The organism is Azohydromonas australica DSM 1124, from assembly GCF_000430725.1.
Lineage (GTDB): Bacteria > Pseudomonadota > Gammaproteobacteria > Burkholderiales > Burkholderiaceae_C > Azohydromonas > Azohydromonas australica.
Genome location: NZ_AUMO01000078.1, coordinates 19,003 through 41,726 on the forward strand (window position 1 = coordinate 19,003; position 22,724 = coordinate 41,726).

The 22,724-nt window shown below is 61.8% G+C and carries 19 protein-coding genes and 1 pseudogene; 6 read left to right on the forward strand and 14 right to left on the reverse strand.

Features of this window, described 5'->3' with window-relative positions; genetic code table 11:
- Window positions 1–326: 326 nt before the first annotated feature.
- Window positions 327–1,154, reverse strand: a complete 828-nt coding sequence (locus H537_RS42790; RefSeq protein ID WP_238446681.1) for a helix-turn-helix transcriptional regulator — start codon at window positions 1,152–1,154, stop codon at window positions 327–329.
- Between the two features lie 397 nt (window positions 1,155–1,551).
- On the opposite strand from H537_RS42790, the gene iaaH reads away from it, so the two are divergent.
- Window positions 1,552–2,997: an indoleacetamide hydrolase gene (iaaH, locus tag H537_RS0113260; RefSeq protein WP_028998310.1), complete on the forward strand. Its 1,446-nt coding sequence runs from the start codon at window positions 1,552–1,554 to the stop codon at window positions 2,995–2,997.
- Between the two features lie 57 nt (window positions 2,998–3,054).
- Here iaaH and H537_RS0113265 read toward each other — a convergent pair whose 3' ends face one another.
- The 9 genes from H537_RS0113265 to H537_RS0113300 all read right to left on the reverse strand — a co-directional run bounded on the left by H537_RS0113265 (window position 3,055) and on the right by H537_RS0113300 (window position 12,568).
- Window positions 3,055–4,137, reverse strand: coding sequence for an enolase C-terminal domain-like protein (locus H537_RS0113265; protein ID WP_028998311.1), 1,083 nt, complete (start codon window positions 4,135–4,137; stop codon window positions 3,055–3,057).
- A gap of 14 nt (window positions 4,138–4,151) precedes the next feature.
- Window positions 4,152–4,850 carry an ABC transporter ATP-binding protein gene (locus H537_RS0113270; protein WP_211235007.1) on the reverse strand — a complete coding sequence of 233 codons (699 nt, stop codon included), beginning with the start codon at window positions 4,848–4,850 and terminating at the stop codon, window positions 4,152–4,154.
- Between the two features lie 94 nt (window positions 4,851–4,944).
- Window positions 4,945–5,691 (reverse strand): ABC transporter ATP-binding protein, encoded by a 747-nt coding sequence (locus H537_RS0113275; RefSeq protein WP_028998313.1) that lies wholly within the window; start codon window positions 5,689–5,691, stop codon window positions 4,945–4,947.
- Window positions 5,691–6,626 (reverse strand): branched-chain amino acid ABC transporter permease, encoded by a 936-nt coding sequence (locus H537_RS0113280; protein ID WP_028998314.1) that lies wholly within the window; start codon window positions 6,624–6,626, stop codon window positions 5,691–5,693. The genes H537_RS0113275 and H537_RS0113280 overlap by 1 nt, the downstream gene beginning before the upstream one ends.
- A complete protein-coding gene (locus H537_RS0113285; protein WP_028998315.1) occupies window positions 6,626–7,498 on the reverse strand; it encodes a branched-chain amino acid ABC transporter permease in 873 nt (290 codons plus the stop codon). The genes H537_RS0113280 and H537_RS0113285 overlap by 1 nt, the downstream gene beginning before the upstream one ends.
- A complete protein-coding gene (locus H537_RS42795; RefSeq protein ID WP_043458748.1) occupies window positions 7,486–7,668 on the reverse strand; it encodes a hypothetical protein in 183 nt (60 codons plus the stop codon). Before H537_RS42795 ends, H537_RS0113285 begins: the two co-directional genes overlap by 13 nt.
- Before the next feature lie 13 nt (window positions 7,669–7,681).
- On the reverse strand, window positions 7,682–8,836 hold the full coding sequence (locus tag H537_RS0113290) for an ABC transporter substrate-binding protein (RefSeq protein ID WP_028998316.1): 1,155 nt from the start codon (window positions 8,834–8,836) through the stop codon (window positions 7,682–7,684).
- Between the two features lie 49 nt (window positions 8,837–8,885).
- Complete coding sequence (locus H537_RS0113295; protein WP_043458749.1) at window positions 8,886–10,421, reverse strand: indolepyruvate oxidoreductase subunit beta family protein; 1,536 nt, start codon at window positions 10,419–10,421, stop codon at window positions 8,886–8,888.
- A complete protein-coding gene (locus H537_RS0113300; RefSeq protein ID WP_028998318.1) occupies window positions 10,418–12,568 on the reverse strand; it encodes a thiamine pyrophosphate-dependent enzyme in 2,151 nt (716 codons plus the stop codon). Before H537_RS0113300 ends, H537_RS0113295 begins: the two co-directional genes overlap by 4 nt.
- Between H537_RS0113300 and H537_RS42800 the strand changes: the two genes are divergently transcribed.
- The 3 genes from H537_RS42800 (at window position 12,506) to H537_RS50975 (ending at window position 16,042) form a co-directional block, all read left to right on the forward strand.
- Window positions 12,506–13,570 carry a LysR family transcriptional regulator gene (locus H537_RS42800; RefSeq protein WP_084150642.1) on the forward strand — a complete coding sequence of 355 codons (1,065 nt, stop codon included), beginning with the start codon at window positions 12,506–12,508 and terminating at the stop codon, window positions 13,568–13,570. The genes H537_RS0113300 and H537_RS42800 overlap by 63 nt on opposite strands.
- 330 nt (window positions 13,571–13,900) lie before the next feature.
- A complete protein-coding gene (locus tag H537_RS0113315; RefSeq protein ID WP_028998320.1) occupies window positions 13,901–14,875 on the forward strand; it encodes a Bug family tripartite tricarboxylate transporter substrate binding protein in 975 nt (324 codons plus the stop codon).
- A 102-nt stretch (window positions 14,876–14,977) separates the two neighbouring features.
- The gene (locus H537_RS50975) at window positions 14,978–16,042 is read left to right on the forward strand and encodes a carbon-nitrogen hydrolase family protein (protein ID WP_084150643.1); all 1,065 of its coding nucleotides are present in this window, start codon (window positions 14,978–14,980) and stop codon (window positions 16,040–16,042) included.
- Window positions 16,043–16,218: 176 nt separating this feature from the next.
- Here H537_RS50975 and H537_RS50980 read toward each other — a convergent pair whose 3' ends face one another.
- Entirely contained in the window at window positions 16,219–17,394 is a 1,176-nt protein-coding gene (locus tag H537_RS50980) for a nitrilase-related carbon-nitrogen hydrolase (protein WP_084150644.1), read from the reverse strand.
- A 206-nt stretch (window positions 17,395–17,600) separates the two neighbouring features.
- Between H537_RS50980 and H537_RS50985 the strand changes: the two genes are divergently transcribed.
- A complete protein-coding gene (locus H537_RS50985) occupies window positions 17,601–18,623 on the forward strand; it encodes a helix-turn-helix domain-containing protein (protein WP_084150645.1) in 1,023 nt (340 codons plus the stop codon).
- Window positions 18,624–19,225: 602 nt separating this feature from the next.
- Here the strand turns inward: H537_RS50985 and H537_RS0113325 are convergent.
- Genes H537_RS0113325 through H537_RS0113335 form a run of 3 tightly spaced genes read right to left on the reverse strand, consistent with a single transcriptional unit; the run spans window position 19,226 to window position 22,206 of the window.
- Entirely contained in the window at window positions 19,226–19,771 is a 546-nt protein-coding gene (locus H537_RS0113325; RefSeq protein WP_028998321.1) for an SRPBCC family protein, read from the reverse strand.
- Between the two features lie 30 nt (window positions 19,772–19,801).
- Window positions 19,802–20,701, reverse strand: a complete 900-nt coding sequence (locus H537_RS0113330; RefSeq protein ID WP_043458750.1) for a SphA family protein — start codon at window positions 20,699–20,701, stop codon at window positions 19,802–19,804.
- A gap of 29 nt (window positions 20,702–20,730) precedes the next feature.
- Window positions 20,731–22,206, reverse strand: a complete 1,476-nt coding sequence (locus H537_RS0113335) for a benzaldehyde dehydrogenase (protein ID WP_028998323.1) — start codon at window positions 22,204–22,206, stop codon at window positions 20,731–20,733.
- Window positions 22,207–22,406: 200 nt separating this feature from the next.
- On the opposite strand from H537_RS0113335, the pseudogene H537_RS0113340 reads away from it, so the two are divergent.
- A pseudogene (locus H537_RS0113340) lies at window positions 22,407–22,724 on the forward strand (transposase); the annotation flags it as partial.

A 22,724-nucleotide genomic window follows, 5' to 3' on the forward strand; every position in this document is an offset into this window, starting at 1 on the left:
ACCACTCGCCCTTCGACAAAGCAGCGATCAAAGGGGCTTCACACCGTCGGCAAGATGATGGAACGGTCGTAAGCCGGCCTGCCTGGTACAAATGCGTGCCGAGCCAGATATGTGCCCTGGCAAGACCGCTGGCTGGTTGCCGACGTTCGGGCTGCTATTGAGCTGTTACTGCCACTGTCCAAGCCGCTCCCTACGGGGCCATGCAGGTCGAAATCCGGCCCAACCGCAGGGCTGCCTCTCCGGCACCGTCTTCATTTGTGCAGTGATGCGAGACGACTGAAGGTCTCTGCTGAGCTCACCGTCCCACTGCTTGCACAAGCACTGCCTTAGCTGACCGCCGTACGCCCGCAGGTTTGTCGTCGAGACTCCACCAGGGCCAACACGCGAGACGCCAACGCCGCTCGGTTCTGGGTCTGCAGCTTCTTGAAGGCATTGGCAAGATGGAAACGGACGGTCGGGTATCCCACTTCGAGCCGTTTCGCGATCTGTTTATCTGGGCAACCGCAGGCCACCAGCCAGGCCACCTCGGCCTCCCTCTGGCTGAGGTGCGCAGAGCGTTGCAGCACCTCCTCTGCACGTTCCGTGGCTGGCGACGTTGGGGCACTGTGGTTTTCCCAGTGCAAGCGCCCAAGTGCACCGGCTATCGCTGGCTCCACCATGCGCAGCAATTCGAGTTCGTTCTGCTCGAAGTTGCCGCGCTCACGCTGGCGGAAGACTCGGAAGTCGCCAACGCAGGTCTGTCGGTCGTAGAAGTAGACGTTGATGCCCCAGTGCATACGCTCAGGGCGAAGAAAGTCATTGAAGAACTCGGTCTTCAACAGATCCTGCTGTGGCAGGACCTGGGTCACCAAGGTGGGGCGGCGGCGCTCCATCATGGGGAATGTCAATGGATCAATGAGCCTGTAGTAGCTGTCCCAGTTGCGCAGGCTGTCCACAGACATGTTCAAAGCCGTGAAGCGTTGGAACCGATTCAGTTCCCCGTTCCACACCATGGATACGTACTGGTCTGCTCCAAGCAATTCAATTACCGGCAGTGCAAGCGCCTCGCGCAATGCGTCGCCATCAGTGGCCTCGGCAAGCAACCGGACCACGTCGCCAAGTGCCCTGGTTTGGGTAGTAGACAGATACATGGCAAGAGTGGAAGCAAGGTTCATGCAACTAGCGCAGCGCAATAGTAGGTTTTCTCATTCCTTGCACTTATCAGTGCAGACCCACCCCTAGCGATCTTGATAGGTGCTCGCCGGCGTGGCGGCTTCTACGCTCCGGCCCACATGGTGATCGCCGGTGATACTCATCGGCCGTGTTGCCAGAGAGGAGGCGCAAGGTCGCTTGTTGCAAGCCTGCAGCCCTGCTCATGGAAACCAGTCCAAGTCTTCGACGCGGCGGCCTTCTCAGACTTTCGATTCAGCATTTGACGGAGAACCTATGAAGACAGCAGTATCGGGAACGAGCCGCCGGGGCTTTCTGAAGTCGACGGCGTTGCTTGCAGGGGTGCCCAGTATCGGCGTATCCCTTGGCGCGTGTGGTGGCGGCGATGACAACGACGGTGCCATGGATGATCAGCAAATGTTCAGCCTAACGGCATCCCAGGCAGTCGATTCGATCGCCTCGGGTCAAATGACCGCCGAGGCCTATGTTCGGGCCCTCCTGTCGCGCGCACAAAGCCTGTCGAATCTTGGCGCTTTCATCACGCTGAACGCGGACGGCGCGATCGCTGCGGCGAAGGCCATTGATGCAAAGCGCCAGGCGGGTCAACCACTCGGTGCCCTGGCCGGCTTGCCCATCGTGGTCAAGGACAACATCAACACCAAGGACTTGCCTACCACCGGGGCGACTCCTGGCCTTGCAGGGTTCCGGCCTTCGGCCAATGCAGCCGTCTTGCAGCCCTTGCTGGATGCGGGCGCCATCATCATCGGCAAGGCCAACATGCACGAGCTCGCGTTCGGCATCACGAACACGAATTTCGCCCCCTTTGCGGGCGTTGCTCGAAACGCGTACAAGAGCACGCACATTCCAGGCGGCTCCTCCGGCGGCAGCGGTGCGGCCATTGGCGCTCGAATCGTCCCTGCCGGCCTGGGAAGCGACACCGGGGGATCGGTGCGAATCCCTGCCGCGCTCAACGGCATTGCCGGCATGCGTCCGTCGGTAGGCAACGGTGGGGCAGAACGTCGCTACAGCGGCAAGGGCGTGATCCCGTTGAGCCATACGCGTGATACGGTGGGACCCATGGGGCGCACGGTTGCTGACATTGCGCTGCTGGATGCGGTAATCACCGGCACCAGCCGACCGGCACCGCTGCCGCTCAGGGGCCTGCGGTTCGGCATCCCAACGGCTTATTGGGACTTGGTCGACAACGAAGTCCTGGCCATGATGGAGGCCGCCAAGGCCAAGCTCGCTGCGGCAGGCGTGGTGTTCGTACAGGCGGAGCTGCCGAACGTGCGCGAACTTCTGGAGAAAACCGGTTTTCCGATCGTCCTGCATGAAGCAGGCGTCGATCTGCCCGTGTACCTTGCGGAAAGCGGCGCAACTGGAGTCACGGTTGCTTCCCTCGCCCAACAGGCTGCCAATCCCGAAGTTCGGTCTGCCTTCCAGGCGGTCGTGACGGACGCCTTTGGCCCGCAGTATCCGGACGCGCTGAACGTCTACCGGCCGCAGATGCGCGCGCTCTACGACAACTACTTCAGCAGCCAGGGCATCGATGCCATCTTCTTCCCGACGACGCCTTTGCCCGCCGTCCCCATCGACCCGATCAAGGGTACGTCGACGGTAACGGTGAATGGCGGTGCGCCGCTCGACGAGTTCGAAACGTTCATCCGGAACTGCGATCCCGGGAGCACGACCGGCCTGCCGGGAATCACGCTGCCCATCGGACTGACGAAGGATGGACTGCCCGTGGGCATGGCGCTCGACGGTCCGGTCGGCAGCGACCAGCGGCTGCTGTCCATCGGCATGTCCGCCGAAGCGCTGTTCGGGCTCCTGCCCGCACCCAACCTCTGACATCACTGGACGGCCGCTGTCCTGACCCGTATCGGGGCAGGATAGCGGCCTGCCCACTCAGGCCGCGTAGCGGGCTACCGCGGCCTCGTCCCAGTCAATGCCGGTACCGGGCACGTCCGGCGCGATGGCCGAGCCGTCCTTGAAGGCCAAAGGCTCGCGCAGGATGGGCGCAGCCAGGTCCATGCGCTCCAGCCAGTGGGCCGTCGGGGTCACGCCCAGCAAGTGGACGCTCACTTCCTGGAAGATGTGGCTGGACATGGGAACGCCATGCGCCTGCGCCAGCGCCGCCGCCCGCAGCCATCCGGTGACGCCGCCGATCTTCATCGCGTCGGGCATGGCTAGGTCGCAGGCACCAGCCTTCAGTGCCTTGGCCATCTCGTCCGGCCCGCACCAGTTTTCTCCCATCTGGATCGGCAAGGTAGAGGCGCCGCGCAGCACGGCGTGACCAGCCCAATCCTCCTGCAGCGTCGGCTCTTCCACCCATGCCACACCCTCACCCTGCAAGGCGTGGATACGCCTGCGTGCCTCGGGAATGGTCAAGCTCTGGTTGTAGTCCACCATCAGCTGCACACCCTCGCCCGCCGCACGGCGCAAGGCGCGAATGACGCGCAAGTCCTCTTCCAGCGTGGCGTAGCCAATCTTGGTCTTGATTGCCTTGAAGCCCGCGTCGCGCGCGCCTTCGGCACGACGCACGCCCAGTTCCACGCCGTCCATGCTGTGGCTGTCGTAGGCCGGCACGGGCCGGCGCCGCCCGCCCAGCAGTTCCACCAGCGGCTTGCCATGCTGCACCGCCAAGGCATCCCACGCTGCCATGTCGATCCCGGCACAGGCCATCAACGCGATGCCGCTGCGCCCGAGCAGACGCAGCCTGCTGGCCAGCAATGCGTCGAGGTCGAAGGGCGACACCGGCTGTCGCTCAATGGCGCTGCCCAGCGCCAGAACCATCTGCCGTGTGGACTCCAGCGCCAGCGGGGTATAGGTGAAGACGTAAGAACGCCCCACCAGGCCACCACTGGTTTCCATATCGATCAGCACCAGCGGCGCAGTGGCCACGATGCCGACGCTGGTCTTGACCGGGAACTCCAGCGGCACGTTGACGCCGCGTGCCTTGACGGCAGTGATAAGCAATGGTTCGGACATGAAGCTCTCCTTTTTCAAAGTCCTAAGTAAGCGGCCTGCACGCGCTCATCCCGCAGCAACTCCTGCGCGGGCCCTTCCAGCGTGACATTGCCGGTCTCCAGCACGTAGCCCCAGTCGGCAATCGATAGGGCTGCACGCGCGTTCTGCTCCACCATCAGGATCGACAGTCCCTCTGCACGCAACTGCTGCACCACGTGGAAGATTTCGCGCACCAGTAGCGGTGCCAGACCCATCGACGGCTCGTCGAGCAGCAGCACCCTGGGCTCGCACATCAATGCCCGCGCGATGGCCAGCATCTGTTGCTGTCCGCCCGAAAGTCCACCCGCAGCCAGCTCGCGTTTCTCCTTGAGCACGGGAAACAGGGTGTACATGCGCTCCATGCGCTCTTGCACACCATCCCGTTTGGTGTAGGCCCCAAGCAGCAGGTTGTCCTGCACCGACAGCGGCCCAAACACCTGGCGGCCTTCAAGCACCTGTGCCATGCCGGCGCGCACCCGTGCGTCGGGATCCAGTGCCGTGACGTCCCGGCCATGCAGCCGCACGGTGCCCGCGCGGATGCCTTGCAGCCCGGAAATGGCGCGCAGCAGCGTAGTCTTGCCCGCGCCGTTTGCACCCACCAGGGCAACGAGTTGGCCAGGAAGCAACCGCAGGTTGGCACCGTGCAGCACATCAATGCGCCCGTAGCCAGCCACGAGGCTGCAAACTTCCAGCACCGGCTCCACCGTGCCTGCCGCGCCCAGGCCGTGCTGGACGGGTGCAGGCGTTGGCGTCGTACGCTTCGAAAGCGTCACTTCCATGGCTGCCTTCCTATTCCGTGCCGAGGTAGGCCGCAACCACCTCAGGATTGCTGCGCACTTGCTCAGCCGTGCCCTCCGCCAGCCTCCTGCCGTGGTCAAGCACCAGGATGTGGTCCGAGACGCTCATGACCATTTTCATGTCGTGCTCGACCAGCAGCACCGTGATACCCGAGGCCGCAATGCGGCGGATCAGCTCGGCGATCTCGTGTGTTTCCGTGTCATTGAGACCAGCGGCCGGTTCGTCAAGCAACAGCAGCCGCGGGCGGGACGCCAACGCGCGTGCAATCTCCAGGCGCTTGAGCACGCCGAAGCTCAGCTGCGAGGCGTGGGCGTCGGCGTAGGCCCCCACGCCTACCTCGTCCATCAGCTCGCGCGTGCGCTGGTGCAGCGTGCGGTCCGCACTTCGTGTCATGCCCAGCAGCGCCGGCAGCAGTCCACTTCTCGTGTGGAGGTGCGCACCCAGCGCCACATTTTCGCTGGCGCTCATGTTCATGCACACCTGCAGGTTCTGGAACGTGCGGCTCATGCCGCGTCGCGCGAGACGCTCAGGGTCCAATCCTGCGACATCCTGGCCATCGAGCAGGATCCGGCCTGAGCTGGGCGTGTAGACACCGCTGAGCAGGTTGAACAGCGTCGTCTTTCCCGCTCCGTTGGGACCGATCACCGAATGAACGGCTCCCTTGGTAACGTTGAAACTCACATCCTCCACCGCAGCCACGCCGCCGAAGGACTTTGATAGCGACTGGACCTGCAGCATCACGGCCTCCGCTGTAATCTGAGGGCCAGCGATGGCACGAGACCCTTGGGCAGGAACATCATGGTCAGCATCAAGATCAGCCCGAAAAGGATCATTTCGTAGCCCTGCAGTCCACCCAGCAGCTGCGGCAGCAGCGTCAGCAAGGCCGCACCAAGCACGGCGCCGAACGTCGAGCCCATGCCGCCCAGCACCACCATGGTCGCCAGTTCCACCGAGTGCGTGAATGCAGACAGCGCGGGGCTGATGAAGCCCAGGTAATGCCCTGTCAGGCTGCCGGAGACGGAGGCAAAGACCGCCGACGCGACGAAGGCGCGTACCTTGAAGCTTCCGACATCCACGCCAGCAACGCGTGCCGCCACTTCCGAGCTGTTGAGGCCGCGCAACGCGCGCCCGGCCGGCGACTCGAACAGGTTGAGCGACAGCACCACCGCCGCAAGCAACAGCACGGCAGCCAACACGTACCAGTGCAGCACCTTGGCGAACACGAAGCCCGCCACCATCAGCGGCGGCACCGGCACGCCGTCGGGCCCTCCGCTCCAGCTAACCTCGTTGATGAGCACCATGTTGACGATGATGCCCAGACCAAGCGTGGCCATGGTCAGCGGGTGTCCCTTGAGGCGCAGGATGGGCTTGGCGATGAGCCAGGCCACCAGCGCCGCACCCAGAGCGGCCACCGCGACGGACAGCAGCGGCGACCAGGCCAGGTGCTGCGTTGCCAAGCCGCTGCCGTAGGCACCGATGGCGACGAACGCGGCGTGCCCGATGCTGATCTGGCCGGCAAAGCCCATCAGCAGATTCAGGCCGATGACGGCGACGGCGGCCAAGGCCACGCGCACCGCGATGTCCAGGGCGTAGTTGTTGGGCAGTACCAGCGGCAGCAGCAGCAGCACGGTCGCCAGCGCCAGCAGTCCGGGACGGGGAAGAAGATGCTTCATCACACTCGCTCCGTGACGCGTGCGCCGAACAGGCCATGGGGCATGGCCAGCAGCACGACGATGATGAGGACGAAGGGGACGGCATCCTTGTAGGCCGAGGACACGTAGCCGGCAATGAGCGCTTCGAGCAGGCCGACGATGAGCCCGCCGACCACGGCCCCGAGCGGGCTGCCCAGGCCGCCCAGCGTTGCGGCAACGAAACCCTTCATGCCCAACATGAGCCCGATGTCGTAGACCGTGGTCGTGATCGGCGCAGCGACCACGCCAGCCACCGCGCCCAGCAGCGCCGACAGGCCAAAGGACAGTTGCAGGATACGCGTGGTCGGGATGCCGACGGCACGGGCCGCGAGGCGGTTGGCCGCCACCGCCAGCATGGCCTTGCCGCTCAGGGTACGGCGGAAGAACACCACGCAGGCTACGACCAGGAGCGCTGCCACGCCGCACATCCATAGACTTTGCGGAAGCACGTAGGCGCCCAGCACCTGCAGCGCCTCGTCGCCACTGAAGGCCGGCAGCGTGTGCTGGTTCTTGCCCAGTACCACCTGTACCACGCCCTGGATGAAGATCGAGGCGCCGATGGTGACGATGATCAGAGACACCGCGCTGGCCTCGCCAGCAGGCCGGATGGCCCAGCGGTAGAGTATGACGCCCACGAGCACGGTGCAGGCCACGCTCAGCACGATGGCCACACCGTAGGGCATGTTCGCTCCAAGCAGGGCTGCTGCGATCATGCCCCCGAGCATGAGAAAGTCACCCTGCGCGAAGTTGATGACGCCGCTGGCGTTGTAGATGAGCGTAAAGCCCAGCGCTGCCAGCGCGTAGATGGCGCCGATGGTGAGGCCCGAGAAGACAAACTGCATCAGGTCGGACATGGCGCCGCTCCTTGAAAGCTCATGACGTGATGAGGACGGATGCCGGGCGGCTTGCTGGTGCCAATGAACCCCATGGCGCACTCGACTCCCGTGGCGGCGCCCACATGGTCGTAGACGAAGCGCGGCGGCCGCTGCCGGGCGCGGCAGCGGAGATCCTCGACGTTGAACATCGCCGCTCCAGCGTCAGCGCACTTCCTTGAAAGCAGCGTTCTGGATTTCGATCATGCGGAATGCCGAGGTATCCAGGCCCATGTGGTCACTGGCGGACATCCTGTAGATGCCGCTGACGCCGATGAAGCCGCTGGTCTTTTCCAAGGCTGCGCGCACCTTTTCCTTGTCGGTGCCGCCGGCGCGCTTGATGGCGTCGGTGACCATGAGCAGCGCATCGTGTGCATAGCCGCCGAAGGTCGAGACGTCGGACTTGTAATTGCCCTCGTAGGTGGAAACGTAGGCCGTGCTGACCGGGCGCTGCGGGTCGTTGGACGGCAGCTGCTGAGCCACAAGCAATGCCGGCGAAGGCATGCGAATGCCCTCGGACGCCTTGCCAGCGATGCGCACGAACTCGGTCGAAGCTTGGCCGTGCGAGGTATAGAGCGGCTGCTTGAGCGCGAGCTGCTGGTAGTTGCGCGCCACGATGGCAGGCGCCTGGCCGGTGCCGAACACGAAGATGGCTTGCGCGGACGAGGACTTGATGCGCGTGAGCTGCGGCGTCATGTCCGTGTCCTTCTCGCCGTACTGCTGGTCCTCCACGACCTTCAGTCCCATGGCCTCGGCCAGCTTCAGCGTCTCTGTGCGCCCGGACTTGCCGAAGCCGCCGGTGTCCGACAGCAGCGCGAACTGCGTGACGCCGCGCTTCTTCATGTCGTCCAGCACCTTCTGCGCCGCCATTCGGTCCGAGTGCGGCATCTTGAAAACCCACGGCCTGACAGGCTCGACAATGACGGATGCCGCGGCCAGCGACACCATCGGCACCTTCGCGGCTTCGATCTGAGGCACCATGGCCATGGTAGAGCCGGTGGTGGAAGGCCCGATGATCACGTCCACCTCATCCTGCATGATCAGGCGTCTCGCAAAGGCGTTGGCCTTGTTGGCGTCACTGGCGTCGTCGTACAGCACCAGCTCCAGCTTGCGGCCGAGCACGCCGCCGGCAGCATTGATCTGGTCCACGTACATCGCCAGCGTCTTTTGCTGCGGATCGCCCAGGAACGAAGCAGGTCCCGTGGCAGAGACGACAGCGCCGATCTTGATGGGGCCACCCTGAGCCAGGGCAGTCAGCGGCACGGCAGCCGCCATCGCGAGGAGCACACCGACGGTGCGGCGCGAAACGAAGTGGTTCATGACTTGTCTCCTTGGTGTAGTCGTGCTGTGGTCAGGCATGTGTGCCTGCCTATGAGGCCGCTGCCTTGCGGACAATGCGGATGGGTTGCGCCACGGGCTCGGGTACCGGCAAGCCCAGCGCAGCGGCGAGCTGGCGTCCCTGCGGATCCGCCATGGCCGCTTGACGGGCCTGGCGTACCCGCTCGGCGAGACCGGGATCCAGAGCCTGGTGCTGTAGGACGTCGTCGAGGATGGCGCAAAGGTTGCGGTGCCCCCGCTCGCTGGTCTGGCCATAGCCCTTGACAAGGTTGCCGCACAGCGCCAGCTCATGTGCCAACTCGGGCGAGCTTTCCAGCGCCAGGTGCACGGCCTGCAGCCAGTGCTGGATCATCTGCTGCTCGACCGCGTAGCGCGCGCTGTGCCGCCGCCAGACCTTGAGCGAGCGCAGCAGGCACAGCAGCGCGAAGCCGCTGACCGTGTCGGTGCGCAGGTGCAATCCCACACCGAGCTTGTGAGCCTTGTGCTCCAGACGCCGACGCAGCCACGCCGACATTCCTGGAGGCAGCACCGAGCAGACCTCATCCAGGCCGGGCTTGAGGAACTCCGTCAGGCGCACCGGCTCGTCCTGGCGCGCACCCACCTCACGGCGCACGCGCTCCAGGCGTGAGCGGCGCGTCTTGAGATCGGCTACACGGATCACGTCCTCGTAGCTCATCCACAGCGCCAAGTAGCGGGCAACCTCGCGCGTGACCTCGAAGGTGGAGGAGCCGGCCAGCCGCTCGGCTTCGCACAGCCTGCGCACCCGGTCGAGGTACAGCGATGCGTAAGCCGCATCTTGGTAGTCGCAGGTCTGCTCCACTCCTGCGGCGGCAATGTCGTGCAGCGGCTCGGGCAACTCACGCACCTGGGAGCCGATGCCGGCCAGACTCTGTTTTGTGGGGACTGCCTTGGTTTGGGGCAGACCCTGTGTTGCCGCTTCCCATCCCGCCGCAAAACCGCGCAGGCTGGCATCGACCGCCTTGCCAGCGTGCCGGATGGCGGCCTCGCAGGCTTGGCGAGACAGCGGCAGCGCGCCCGAACCCGCCATGGCACCGAAGACGACGGTGTTGATGACCGTGCCATGCTGCTGCGCCAGGGCCCGCATGTCGAAAAGGATGGCCTGCTTGGCAAGGCGCTGCGCAGCATCGAGCACTCGCGTGCCGTCATAGCGGCCGTCGGCCATGGCGGTCTTCTCCGACACCGCGAACTCGCGGTGCGTGGACGCCACCAGCACGGTGCGCCCCGCGTTGACGAAGCCGCGCTGCATCATGCGGCCCGCCTCAACCAGCTCAGAGGCGGCCACCAAGTCCACGTTGCCCGGCGCGGGCGTGAGCGACAGCACCGGCCGGTGCGCGCCGAGCACCGCACGCGACACCGGGAACACCTCCAGGTAATAGGTCGTGGCGCCGGTGCGCTGCGCGACTCCAGGGACCGACGTGCTCTGCACTGGAAAGTCGTGCGCATTGGCGGCATCGATGATCCAGTCGGCCAGGACACCGCCACCTTCGCCCCCCATGGCAGCGATCACGATGGAGATGGGGCGCACATTGGCGTAGCTGGCAATCATGCGGCGATCTCCGATGTGGCACGGCCGCGGCCGGCCATCAGGTGGATGAATCGCGAGCGCAGGCGGTGGACGGCACGGTCCCAGGGCGACGGGTTCTGCACGACTTCCGCCTTGTAAAAGGAAGGGCACAGCGCGGCCGCGTGCGCGTTCTCGCCGCACAGGCCGCAACCTACGCAGCCTTGGTTGACAGTGGCGACCGGATCGGTACGCAGCCGGCTGGGATTGGGTTTGATAGTGAGCGACGGGCAGCCCGAGAGCCGCATGCACGAGTGGTCGCCGGTGCACACGTCATCGTCCACACCGAAACGCGTGCGCACGACGCGCTCCTTGCGCTTGAGCTGCGCGGCGATGACGGGCTTGATGCGACGCTGGCGCTCGAGCTGGCACTCGCCGTCGGCAATGATCACCTTCAGACCGGGCTGCTCGGTGGTCATGGCCTCGTCGAGCACACGGGCCATCTCCGAGACCCTGTAGCTGGGCACTTTACGCACCCACTGCACTCCCACGCCCTGCAGCGCACGCTCGATGTCCAGCGTCAGCGGCTTGGACGCGGGCTGGGTTGGCGACGAGGGAATAGCCTGCGTGCCGGTAGCGGAGGTGTAGCCGTTCTTAAGGATGACCAGCACCGAGTCCTGGCCGTTGTAGACAGCGTTTACCACGCCACTGGTGAATCCGTTGTGCCAGAAGCCACCGTCGCCCATGATGCTGATGGTGCGGCCGGTAATCAACGGGCCAATGCCCGACGAGCTCGCCAGTCCCAGCCCGTAGCCCAGCACCGTGGAGCCGATGTTGAAGGGCGGCAGCGTGCCGAAGGTGTGGCAGCCGATGTCAGCATTGACATGGATGCCGCCCAGCCGCTCCTGCGTGAGCTTGATGGCCGAGAACACTGGCCGCTCCGGGCAGCCTACGCAGAAGCCGGGTGGGCGGTTGGGCACGGGCACGGGGAAGGCCTCGGCCGCCTTCTGTCGAGTCTGCTGCAGCGAGGTGCGCACCTCAAGGGCTTGCTGCAGCTCCACGCCTTGCGGGCGCGCAAGCTCCAGGAACGTTGTCAGTGCCTTGACCAGCACGTCGCCCGTGTACTCACCCGCCATGGGCAGCAGGTCCTTGCCGTGCAGCGGGGTATCCACGCCAGCACGGCGCAGCATGGCGGCAATGGCTTCCTCGATGTGGTTGGGCTGCCCCTCTTCCACCATCAGCACCGCTGACTTGCCCTTGCAAAACTCCACCAGCTCCTCTGGCACCAGCGGGTACACGACATTGAGCACGAAAATGGGCAGCTTCGAGCAACCGAACGCATCGGCCAAGCACAGCTGCTGCAACGCGCGCACCAGCGCGTTGTAGAGGCCTCCCGGCACGATCAGACCGACGTCCGAGGCATCTGCACCGAACACCTCGTTGAGCCGCTCGCGGCGGATGAATTCCACCGCTGCCGGCCAGCGTCGCTCAACCTTCTGGTGCTCGTGTTCATAGGTCGATGGCGGCAGGTTGATGCGGCCGTAGTCAAACGTGGAGCGCTGAATGGGCTGCTGCGTTGAAATCGCCGGGCGGCGGTTGTCCTTGCAGGTGAAGCTGCCGTGCACATGGCAGGCGCGGATGCGTAGCTGCAGCATCACGGGGGTCTGGCTGGCCTCCGAGAGGTCGAAGCCGCGCTCCACCGCGTTCACGATCGAGGGCAGGTCGGGCTGCGGGTCCAGCAGCCACATCTGCGACTTCATGGCAAAGGCGTGGGTGCGCTCCTGGATGATGCTGGATCCTTCGCCGTAGTCCTCGCCCAGGATGATCAACGCACCGCCCTTAACGCCCGCGGACGCCAGGTTGGATAGCGCGTCCGACGCAACGTTGGTGCCCACCGTGGACTTCCACGTCACGGCCCCACGCACTGGATAGTTGATCGAGGCGCCCAGCATGGCGGCTGCACCGGCCTCAGAGGCGCTGGCCTCGAAATACACGCCCAGCTCGTCCAGCAACGGCTTGGCGTCGCCCAGCACGTCTATCAAGTGGGACACCGGTGCGCCCTGGTAGCCGCCGATGTAACTCACGCCGGACTGCAACAGCGCCTTGGTCACGGCGAGGATGCCCTCGCCATGGAATTCCTGCCCGCAGCCAAGCCGCAGGTTCTGCACCTCGGCAGCGAAGGATCGCTCCACTTGCTTGTCTCCGACATCTATCTGTTTGGGAACAGGTTAGGTGGCAGGACTCATGATCACAATCTATACTGCTGTTGTTACAAATCGATCTACTCTATGGAAAAGGACCGGTTTGATCTGAATTTGCTGCGGGTGCTTGTCGCGGTTCATGAAGCGTCCAGCGTGACTGCGGCTGCTGAGCGGCTGGGCGTCACGCAGCCCTCAGTGAGCTATGCCTTGGGAAAGCTACGCTGCGCCTATGCCGATCCGTTGTTCGTGCGGGGGGCGAGCGGCTTGGTGCCCACGGCGGTCTGCACGGAGCTGTACCGACTCTTCAGTGACATGCTCGCCAACGTGGACACGAGCCTGTCGGCGCGGCGCGATTTCGATCCTGGCCGAGCACAGCGACGAATCCGGCTGGTGATGTCGGACATTGGCGAGCTGTACTTCACGCCGCTACTCCTGGCCCGATTCAGTGAGGTAGCACCGCACATGGAGTTGGAAGTCATTCAGGCCTCCACGGAGCGAATCGACGAGGACTTGGCCCTGGGCCGGGTGGATGCCGTGATTGGCAACCTGCCACAGTTGCTGGAGAGCACGCGCAGCACCGTTCTGTTCAAGGAGCACTACGTCTGCCTGCTGTCCGTGAAGCACCCGGACATTCATGAAGAGATGACGTGCGAGCAGTTCACCGCAGCCCGGCATGTCATGGTGGCTTCACCGTTTTCAGGCCACAGCGTTGTCGAGAACGTGCTCACCCGGCACGGCATCGTGAGGCGCATTGCCGTTCGCCTGCCCCACTTCACCGTGCTGCCGGAACTGGTGGCCAACAGCGACCTGGTGGCGACGTTGCCTTCCCGGATTGCTGCGCTGTATGCGTCACGAGGCGACTTGCACGCCCTGCCCGTACCGGTGCCCATCCCGGCGTTCCAGGTGCGTGTGCACTGGCATGCGCGCCAGGAGGCCAATCCTTTCAATGCCTGGCTGGTCGCGGAGATCACCAAGGTGCTGAGACTGCTGTGAAAATGGTGATCGCTGCTCTGGCCTATTGAACGCCGGGCATCTTGCCAGGGCCTGCGCGCGCAGCGCGTCTGGCAGCCCGCTGAGGGAGCCCCGATTCCAACCGCTTGGGGATCCTGCTCTGCGCCGACTGGGTCACATGCAATGCCTTCCCGGCACACCGGAGGCGTTCGGCCTCTATCACCACGGTGAACAGCTCCAGTTGCGCCAAGTCATACGTCATGCAGGAAGGTTATGACTTTTCCTCAAACTGGCAATGCCCGGTCTTGCCTCGCTTCTGCACACTGCGGCTGCAACAAAACCAGGGCTTGAGCCTTATCAAGGAGACATACCGTGAAGCTCGTGCAGACGCTGCTGCGTGCCATCGCATGCACCGCCCTTTCCGTCTCGGTTGCCCACGCAGCTGATGTCTTCCCAAGCAAGCCGATCCGCTGGGTCGTCCCGTATTCGGCCGGCGGCGGATCCGACGCACTGGCTCGTACCGTGGCCAGCCAGATGTCCACGCAGATGGGACAGCAAATCATCATCGACAACCGACCTGGTGGAGCGGCAGTCATCGGCACAGGTGTCGTGGCCAAGGCACCCGGCGATGGCTACACCATCGGGAGCGCCGACAACGGCCCGCTGGTCTTCAACACGGCTCTTTTCAAGTCCCTTCCCTATAACCCCCAAAAGGACTTGGCGCCTGTCGGCCTGATGGTGCGGTTCCCCCTGTTGCTTGTCGTCAATCCGTCCACCGGGTATGCCTCTGCCAAGCAACTCATAGACGACATGCGAAAAAACCCCGGCAAACTCAGCTACGGCACCGCCGGGGTGGGTAGCCCTCACCATATTGCCATGGAAATGCTCAAGGAGCGGGCCAAGCTTGATGCCGTGCACGTGGCTTACAAGGGTGCGGCGCCGGCAATCCAGGATGTCGTCGGCGGGCAGTTGCCGTTGATGGTGGTCGATACCGCAGCGGGCATGCCCATGATCAAGGCCGGCAAGCTCAAGGTACTGGCAACGTTTTCCAAGTCCCGAGTTTCCTTGCTGCCTGACGTGCCCACTCTCATGGAACTTGGCTACACCGATGTCGAAGCTGTGGCTTGGCAAGGGCTGGTCGTACCTGCGTCAACCCCCGCGCCCATCACCGAGCGACTCAGCACGGAAATGCAGAAAGCCATCAGCACGCCCAGCGTCAGGACACGCCTTCTGGAGTTGGGGCTGGAGCCGGTGGGTTCGGATGCCTCAGCCATGACCACGCAGTGGAAAACCGACGCGAACTTCTGGCCAAAGCTGATCCGCGAACGCGGTATCAGCCTCGAGTGACGCAAGTACAAACGCGATTCTCTTGCCGAAACTGATTCGCGAGCGGAACATTATTTTTGGCTGAAAATATGAAATTGCTGCGATCGACATGACACGGAAAGCATGTCGAGGCTTCTTAATGCCGATCGCCATTCATGCCATGCCTCTGAAAGGTATAAAGTGAAAAATACACCACTGATCCGATACAAGGCTGCAGCGGTGCAAGCCGCTCCGGAGTTCTTGAATTTGAACAAAGGCGTTGATAAGGCCATATCGTTGATCGAGGAAGCAGCCAGTGCCGGCGCAAAACTGATTGCCTTCCCGGAAGTTTGGCTTCCAGGATATCCTTGGTGGATCTGGCTGGATTCACCAGCCTGGGGAATGCAGTTCGTTCAGCGTCATTTCGATAACTCGCTTGTCATCGGGGATACCCATTGGCAAAAGATTTGCAACGCGGCGGCAAAAAATCAAATTTTTATTGTTCTTGGCTTCTGCGAGCGCCAAGGTAGTTCGCTCTACATTGCACAAGCAATTATCGACGATAAAGGACAAACCGTAGCAACCAGACGAAAGTTAAAGCCTACTCATGCGGAACGTACTGTTTATGGAGAAGGCGACGGTAGTCACCTTGCAGTACACGAAACCGACTTGGGTCGAATGGGCGCCCTGTCTTGCGCAGAACATCTCCAGCCGCTGAGCAAGTATGCAATGTACGCGCAACATGAACAGGTCCATGTTGCCGCTTGGCCCAGTTTCTCCATTTATCGCGGCGCCGCCTTCCAACTCAGCGCTCAAGCTAATCTTGCTGCCAGTCAGGTTTATGCCCTCGAGGGCGGCTGCTATGTGCTCGCACCTTGTGCCATAGTTTCCAAGGAAATGATCGACATGTTGGTAGACACGCCTGCCAAGCAACAATTACTATTAGAGGGCGGTGGATTCTCACAGATATTTGGCCCCGATGCCAAGCCCCTGTGCAACCCTCTGTCAGAAACGGAGGAGGGAATAATTTACGCAGACATAGATCTTGGCGCCATCAGCGTTGCCAAAGCCGCCTACGACCCTGTAGGACACTATTCGCGACCCGACGTTGTTCGACTCTTGGTCAATCGAACTCCTGCGGCGCCAGTTCATCCGCTCGATTTGAACGCGTTTCAAGAATTTTCCGCTGTGGCACAACAGCCCTCGTGATTTCCGCTAGTTTTTAGAAGACCTTGCCCTGTCCAATACAGATGTATTGAAAGGGCAAGGCAGATCTCAGCCATTCAGTGGTACAGGACCCAGCAGTGCCAATACATCAAAAGACGCATAGTCTTGATTGTTTTGCTGCGATGAATCTCCATCCAAACCATATCGCAGAACTGAATCTACGATTCGGCATTGAGATTCAATGTTCCATGCTCTGAATCAGCGACTTTCTGCCCCGGATAATTATCAGCGAGCAACTGCAAAACGCCGTAAGAGAACTCGCTCGTTGTACTGCTTGTTGCGCCCGTCCACTTGCCTGGAGTAATGGTGTAATAAAGCATGTTGGCTGGGTCAGCTGGCGCTAGCTCTGCAAGCTTGATCGATGACTTGTAGACCGCACAATAACCCACGGTAGCAAGCAGCGTCACAGCACCGCTCAGTTGAGAGAAGTAGGCTGCAGCGGAGTGCGCAACTTCTTGTCGGTCCCATCCAGGGGTGGCGACAGTTGTGTCTCGCGTGTATGGCCAAGCACAAACATGAATATTCGGCAATTGAGCCATCACGTTGAACGTCGACTGGGGTCGCAAGTGATCCCAGCACATCAACATGCTTATCCGTCCCAATGGCGTAGTCACCACATTGAGGTTGCCCGCCATTGGCGCGTCGCTCCAGTAATTTCGTTCGGCACCGGATGGGCGTACCTTCCTACGCTTGTTCCAGACAGTACCATCATTGCCAATGAGCGCTTGGGACATATAGTAGTATTTATCAGCCTTTTCACTGAACCCAAAACTTACCGCGACGCCGAGAGACCGAGCAGCATCGAGCAAACGGATCCAGTTGCCATCTCCTATGCTAAGGGAATTCGCTTTGATGGTGGGCCACATCTTGGTTGCCCAGTCCGTGGTGTAGTTAATATTAACATCATAACCAGGCAGATACAATTCACCTGCGACCACTAGACTAGCGCCTGTAGCCTTGGCTTCTGCCATAAATGAAATAAGGCTGGTGACCGCCTCCGAGATGTCGAAAGTTGACGACGCCAGCTTATGAACCAACGCCACGGTAAACGGCGCTGTGGTTATACTTATGGACGAGGAAGGTGCGGTACTGCCGTCGGTTGCTGCAGGTGGAGTAGACGTGTCTGGTTCGGCAGCATTTGCCCCACCACAACCTGACATTTGACTGGCTGCCAGCGGCAGTCCGGCAATAGACAAGCCACGAAGCAATCTACGGCGCGAAAGACTGACCTCACTCTCGCCATCTCTGGCATCAGGGTTCTGAAAAGAATCAGGTTTGATCGACGGAATGGCCACGATGCGACGGTAGTGGTTAATGACGACGCCATTATTCATTCCTTTCACCAGCACAATTTTCCAATCGAGACATCAATGTGTTTAAATTGGGACATTAACGACTTTTTTTGGAGAATCCAAAATGGTGCAACAGTCCCCATCTTGGAGCATGCGGCACCAAAATGGATGCATCGAACCAAAGCAATAGATTATTGACTGCCGACGCTTGATATTGGAAAATACAACTGCTCAGATAGTGAAATCACATGAATTCCTTGCACCACAAAACGTTTAATCTTGCCCTTACAGAAAGGCCTGCGATCTTTTCTACAAAAGACGTGGAGATCAGCAGGCGCTTTGATTACTGGATTGAAATGCTGGACATAACCTATGTGCGATTGGAAAGTTTGCGAAGCAATAGAGATGATTTCTATGGCAGCATCAAGAGAATCCCGTTCGGACATGTAGATCTCAGTATTGTCCAGTCGACATCACCTCTGGTGCGCCGTACTGCAAGTTTGGCAAAGCAATCGCACGAAGAGTGTCTGCTTGTGCATTGCGCTCATACGGGTCGTGCACAAGTTCAGCAGCAAGGTCGCCTTGCAGAACTTGCACCAGGAGACATTACAACGTACCTAAGTACGGAGCCGTACGACTTGAAGTTTCAAGGCTGGTTTGATACCCGCGTCATCAAGATACCTGCAAATACTATCAAACCGTATGTTCGAAATCTTGAAGATCTCACCGCTACGACTATCAGTGGTTCTTCGCTGGAAGGTACGATGCTTCGTTCGATGGTAAGCAACCTTTGTAATGGTCGTACTTCTGAATGCAATCCGACTGATTCATTGTTGACCGATGCCTTGATTCAAGTGGTGCGTGCTGCCTTGCAGTCGCTTTCAATGACACAGGGACGCGCCACATCCAACTTAAATTCATATTATACATCTCGCGCAAAAGCTTATATTGTAAAAAACTTGCGCAGCGAAACTCTTGGCGTCGATGAGGTGGCCTCTGCACTTGGCATATCGAGCCGGCATTTGTCGCGAGTCTTTGACGCCGATCACCTCTCGGTGGCCAACTATATCTTGACAGAACGACTTGAGGCGTGTGGTCGTGAGTTGGCACGACTTTCCAGTGCAAATAAAAATATAGGCAGCCTAGCCTTTTCCTGGGGATTCATTAACACAAGTCATTTCTGCAAAGTATTTAAAGCACATTTTGGAGCCACACCGACAGAGTGGCATCGCGCGCAAGGTCGCAATCGAGCGAAACCGACTCAATATTAAAAGCAATAGTAAGCATGGCGCTTGCACGTTAAGGGCAAACTTGGCCTGATCCGGTATTTACAATTTTGCACAACAGATAGACTGACGCGTGCCAACACAAGCTGTCCGAGTTGTCTGCTGCCGCGGCGCACCGACTATTCTTTCGACGATGCCGAGTTTGACCTGCGTTTAGCGGTCCTAGAAGGATATCTTCTCGTCGCAGCGGGAATCTGCCTGGCCCGCTTGCGAGGGCGAAGCTGGCACAGGTGTCGCTGCGGCTACAGCGGCCGGTTAGGGCGAATACTGTTCAGTATACGGTATGCGGTCAATCGACGACTCCATTGAAATCGGCAGCGGCTGTTGAGAAGGTACGTGCCCGCGTAGGCGGATGGGCACGTACGTTCTCTACACCCGCCGCGATCCTCAAGACGTGGTTAATTGCGCGCATACGGCAGCTCGGTGACCCGCGTCCAATCCCGCCCCAGTTCGGTGGCCAGCCGCATTGCGTTCAGGCGGCCGCTGCTGTCGCCGGCAGGGCGTTGACGCGGGAAGACTGTGGGCGCGCGCTTCGGGCGATGGTGCAGGCCATCGCGGCCGACTGCCGCCGAACCGTTGTTTCCTGCTCAGCGGCTTGTGATGACAGCCAAGTTGTCAAGGCCGGCCTTGAACACGCCTTGAACCAGCTTCTCAGTGGCCGCGTCGTCCTGGTCGGGCTTGGCGTTCTCTTCAGGGCGTTGGAACTGCCCCTTCCAGTGCACCACCGAGCCACCGCCTGCAGCCGGCTTCACCCACATCTCGGCCACGTAGTTGGCAAGCGGCAAACTGGTCTTGATGATGCGGTAGCGGTACCACTTCTTCTTCTCGTCGTAGGCGAGCAGCTCACTGATCACGGACGCACCGCCCTTGACCTGGAACTCGCGCACGGCCAGCGGCTTGCCGTTTTCGCCCACCAGCAGCTTGGTGCCTTCGGTGGCGGGGTGCCATTCGTGGATCTTGTCGAACGTCTTGATGGCATCCCAGGCTTTCTGCGGCGAGGCTTTGAGCGTGACTTGGCTCTCGTACTTGAGAACCGGGCGCTCGGCGTGCGCCAGCGGCGCGGCGAGCGTGATTGCCACGGCGGTCAGCAGCGACAGGGGCGAGCCGGCAATGCGTGTGATGAATCGGTTCATGAGGTCTCCTCTGGTGTGATCGTTGAAGGTTCAGAGCGGGAACACGGCCTTGAGCCAGAACGCACTGCCTTCGGGGCGGTTTCGGACGGCGGACTCCTTTTGCCACTTGGCAGCGATGAACCATCCCTTGCCGCTGTCGTACTTGACCGACGGGCCAATCGCGAATGCTCGCCCCTTGCTGCCGGACAGATCTGTACCGCCCTGATTGTCGTCCGTCATCTGGCGGTAGAAAAAGCCTCCGACGCCGGCCGTGATCCCGTTGCCGAAGCCCCAGCCCAGGGCGTAGTCGAAGTGAAATTCTTGTCCGGTCCGGTAGTCGGTGTCCTTATTGCGGCGGTTGACCATGTACCCGAGCTTGATGTCGGCATTCGGGCCGTTCGGGTCGACGTAGCTGGCGGCGTAAACCGGCTCCCATGCCAGGTAGTTGCGACCTACGTTGGCCAGCCGTGCGCTGTCAAAGCTGCCGGTAGGCAGATAGAAGTCGACGGCTGCGATGCTGTGCAGGGCTTGGCTGTGGTGCCAGGCGACGCCGCTGCCAACCAGGATGTCTCCAAGCCCGGAGCGCGATTCCGTGCGGCCCGCAGCGCTCACCTTCAGGTCAACGAGGGGAATAATTGTTGAGGTCACCAGGTCGCCGCCGAGCAACTTCACACCCGGCAACCAGACGAGGCGCGGGGCGATAATGTTGGCCGTCACCTTGAAGCCTGGCACGTTGAGGTTGTTGCCGTTGCTGTCCATCAGCCGGTCTGCGCTGTAGCCATTGACATAGACGATGCCGTAAAGACCGGGGGGCGGCAGGGCTCCCATGACGAAGTTTTCGACGCCGTTGGGATACGCCCCGCCGCCGCCTTCTCCGGCAAGGGCTGGAACTGCCGCAGTGCCGGCTAATGCCATCGCGGCCATAGCGCGGCCAATACACAGTCGATTCATGTAGGTGTCTCTCTGTGGTTATGGAGATATCAGAACGGGTATGTGATGGGCTCGGCCATCACGCTGATCCATTGGCCTTGCGTGAATGCCTCCAGGTTGGCCGGACCGCCGAAGCGTCCGTGGCTGCCAGAGGCGCCCATGCCGCCAAACGGCACGTGGAACTCGTTGTTCACGGTCTGGTCGTTGATGTGGATCATTCCGGTGTGCAGCCGGTCGGCCAACGCCATCGCGCGCGAGACGTTGCCACTGTGGATGGCCGCGGCCAGTCCGTAGGGGGACGCGTTGACCAGCTCGGCCGCCTCCTCATCGCTGTCGAAGACAGTGATCGGTGCCACCGGGCCAAAGATCTCCTCATCGAAGGCAGGCATGCCGGGTCGCACATCCGCGAGCACGGTGGCCTGGTGGAACAGCTTGTCGTGCGTACCCCCGGCAAGAACGCGCGCGCCCTGATCCACCGAGCACTGCACGAGCGCGGCGATGCGGCTGAGCTGCTGCGCGTTGATGATCGGTCCCAGGTGCACGGCTTCGGTGTGCGGGTTTCCCACCCGCAGCGCTTGCGCACGTTGCACCAACCGCTCGGCGTAGGCTTCAGCCACACGGCGATGCACCAGATGTCGTCCGGCCTGCATGCAGATTTGACCCTGGTGCAAGAACGCGCCCCAGGCGCCGCTGGAGCTGGCTGCATCGAGGTCAGCGTCGTCAAGCACCACGATGGCATTGTTGCCGCCGAGCTCCAGCGCCACCTTCTTCAACAGCCCACCGCAGACCTCCCCGATGCGACGGCCCACGACAGTGGAGCCAGTGAAGGAGATCATCTCTACCAGGGGGTGACGCACCAGCGCATCGCCAGTGTCCGGGCCGCCGGGCAACACGTGCAACACGCCCTCCGGCAGTCCGGCGTCGGCGAACAGCTGCGCGATCAGCTGGCCACCCGTGACGGCAGTGCGCACGTCGGGCTTGAGCACCACTGCGTTGCCCAGAGCCAACGCCGGTGCCACCGAGCGCAGGGACAGTAGCAGCGGGAAGTTCCACGGCGCGATCACGCCCACCGTGCCCAGCGGCACGCGGCGGCTCAGGTTCATGCGGCCTGGCATGACCGAGGGATAAAGCTGTCCGTGCGGCTGCATAGGCAACGCCGCAGCTGCAAGCAATTGCTCATGGCAAGCGTTGAGTTCCCATTCGGCCTTGGCCCTGACGGAGCCGCACTCGCGCATGTTCCAGCTGTTGATTTCCTCGGCACGCTCCTGCAGCAGCCGGGCGGCCTCGCGCAGCACCGCCGCACGCCGGTCAAACGGCATGGCGGCCCAGGCGTCTCGTGCCGCATGCGCACTTCGGGCGGCGCAACTCACGTCCACGCTGTCAGCAACACCAACCGTTCCCAGCACGGCACCGGTGGCGGGCTCGACCACGTCGGTCTGGCCTCCATGGGCGGCAATCCAGCCGCCACTGTAAATACGGCTGGTCCAGGCCTGGGCCTGCGTCTTGGAAGCGGGCGATGCGCTCATCGTGGGTCTCCTGTTGGTTGTGGAACGGCGGCGTAGACAACAGCGCTCCACATGAAGCCATCCAACGCAACGCCCATGCCACGCTTGCATCAAAGTGCCTGCGTACGACTATTCACTGGGAAAAGCCATGAGGCGCCTTGACCTTGCCCCCGAAAAACGTAGTTCTTGCCTGATGGTCAAATCAGAGTAGGAGCTATTGCATGAAAGAGAAGCAGACCCGCGCCAGGTACACGCTGGAGTTCAAGCTGGAGGCGGTCAGGCTGGTCAATGACGGGCAGTCGGTAGGCGTGACGGCGAAGGTCCTGGGCGTACCCAAGGCGACGCTGAGCAACTGGGTGCGCGAGGCGGCCAAGGGAACGCTGCAAGGCGCTGGCGACAAGGTTGTGACGCCCGAGCAGATGGAAATCGCACGGCTTCGCGCTGAGCTCGCGCGCGTGAAGATGGAGCGCGACGTCCTGGAAAAAGCGACGGCGTACTTCGCGAAAGCGCGGGGGTGAAGTACGCCTGGATCGAGCGTT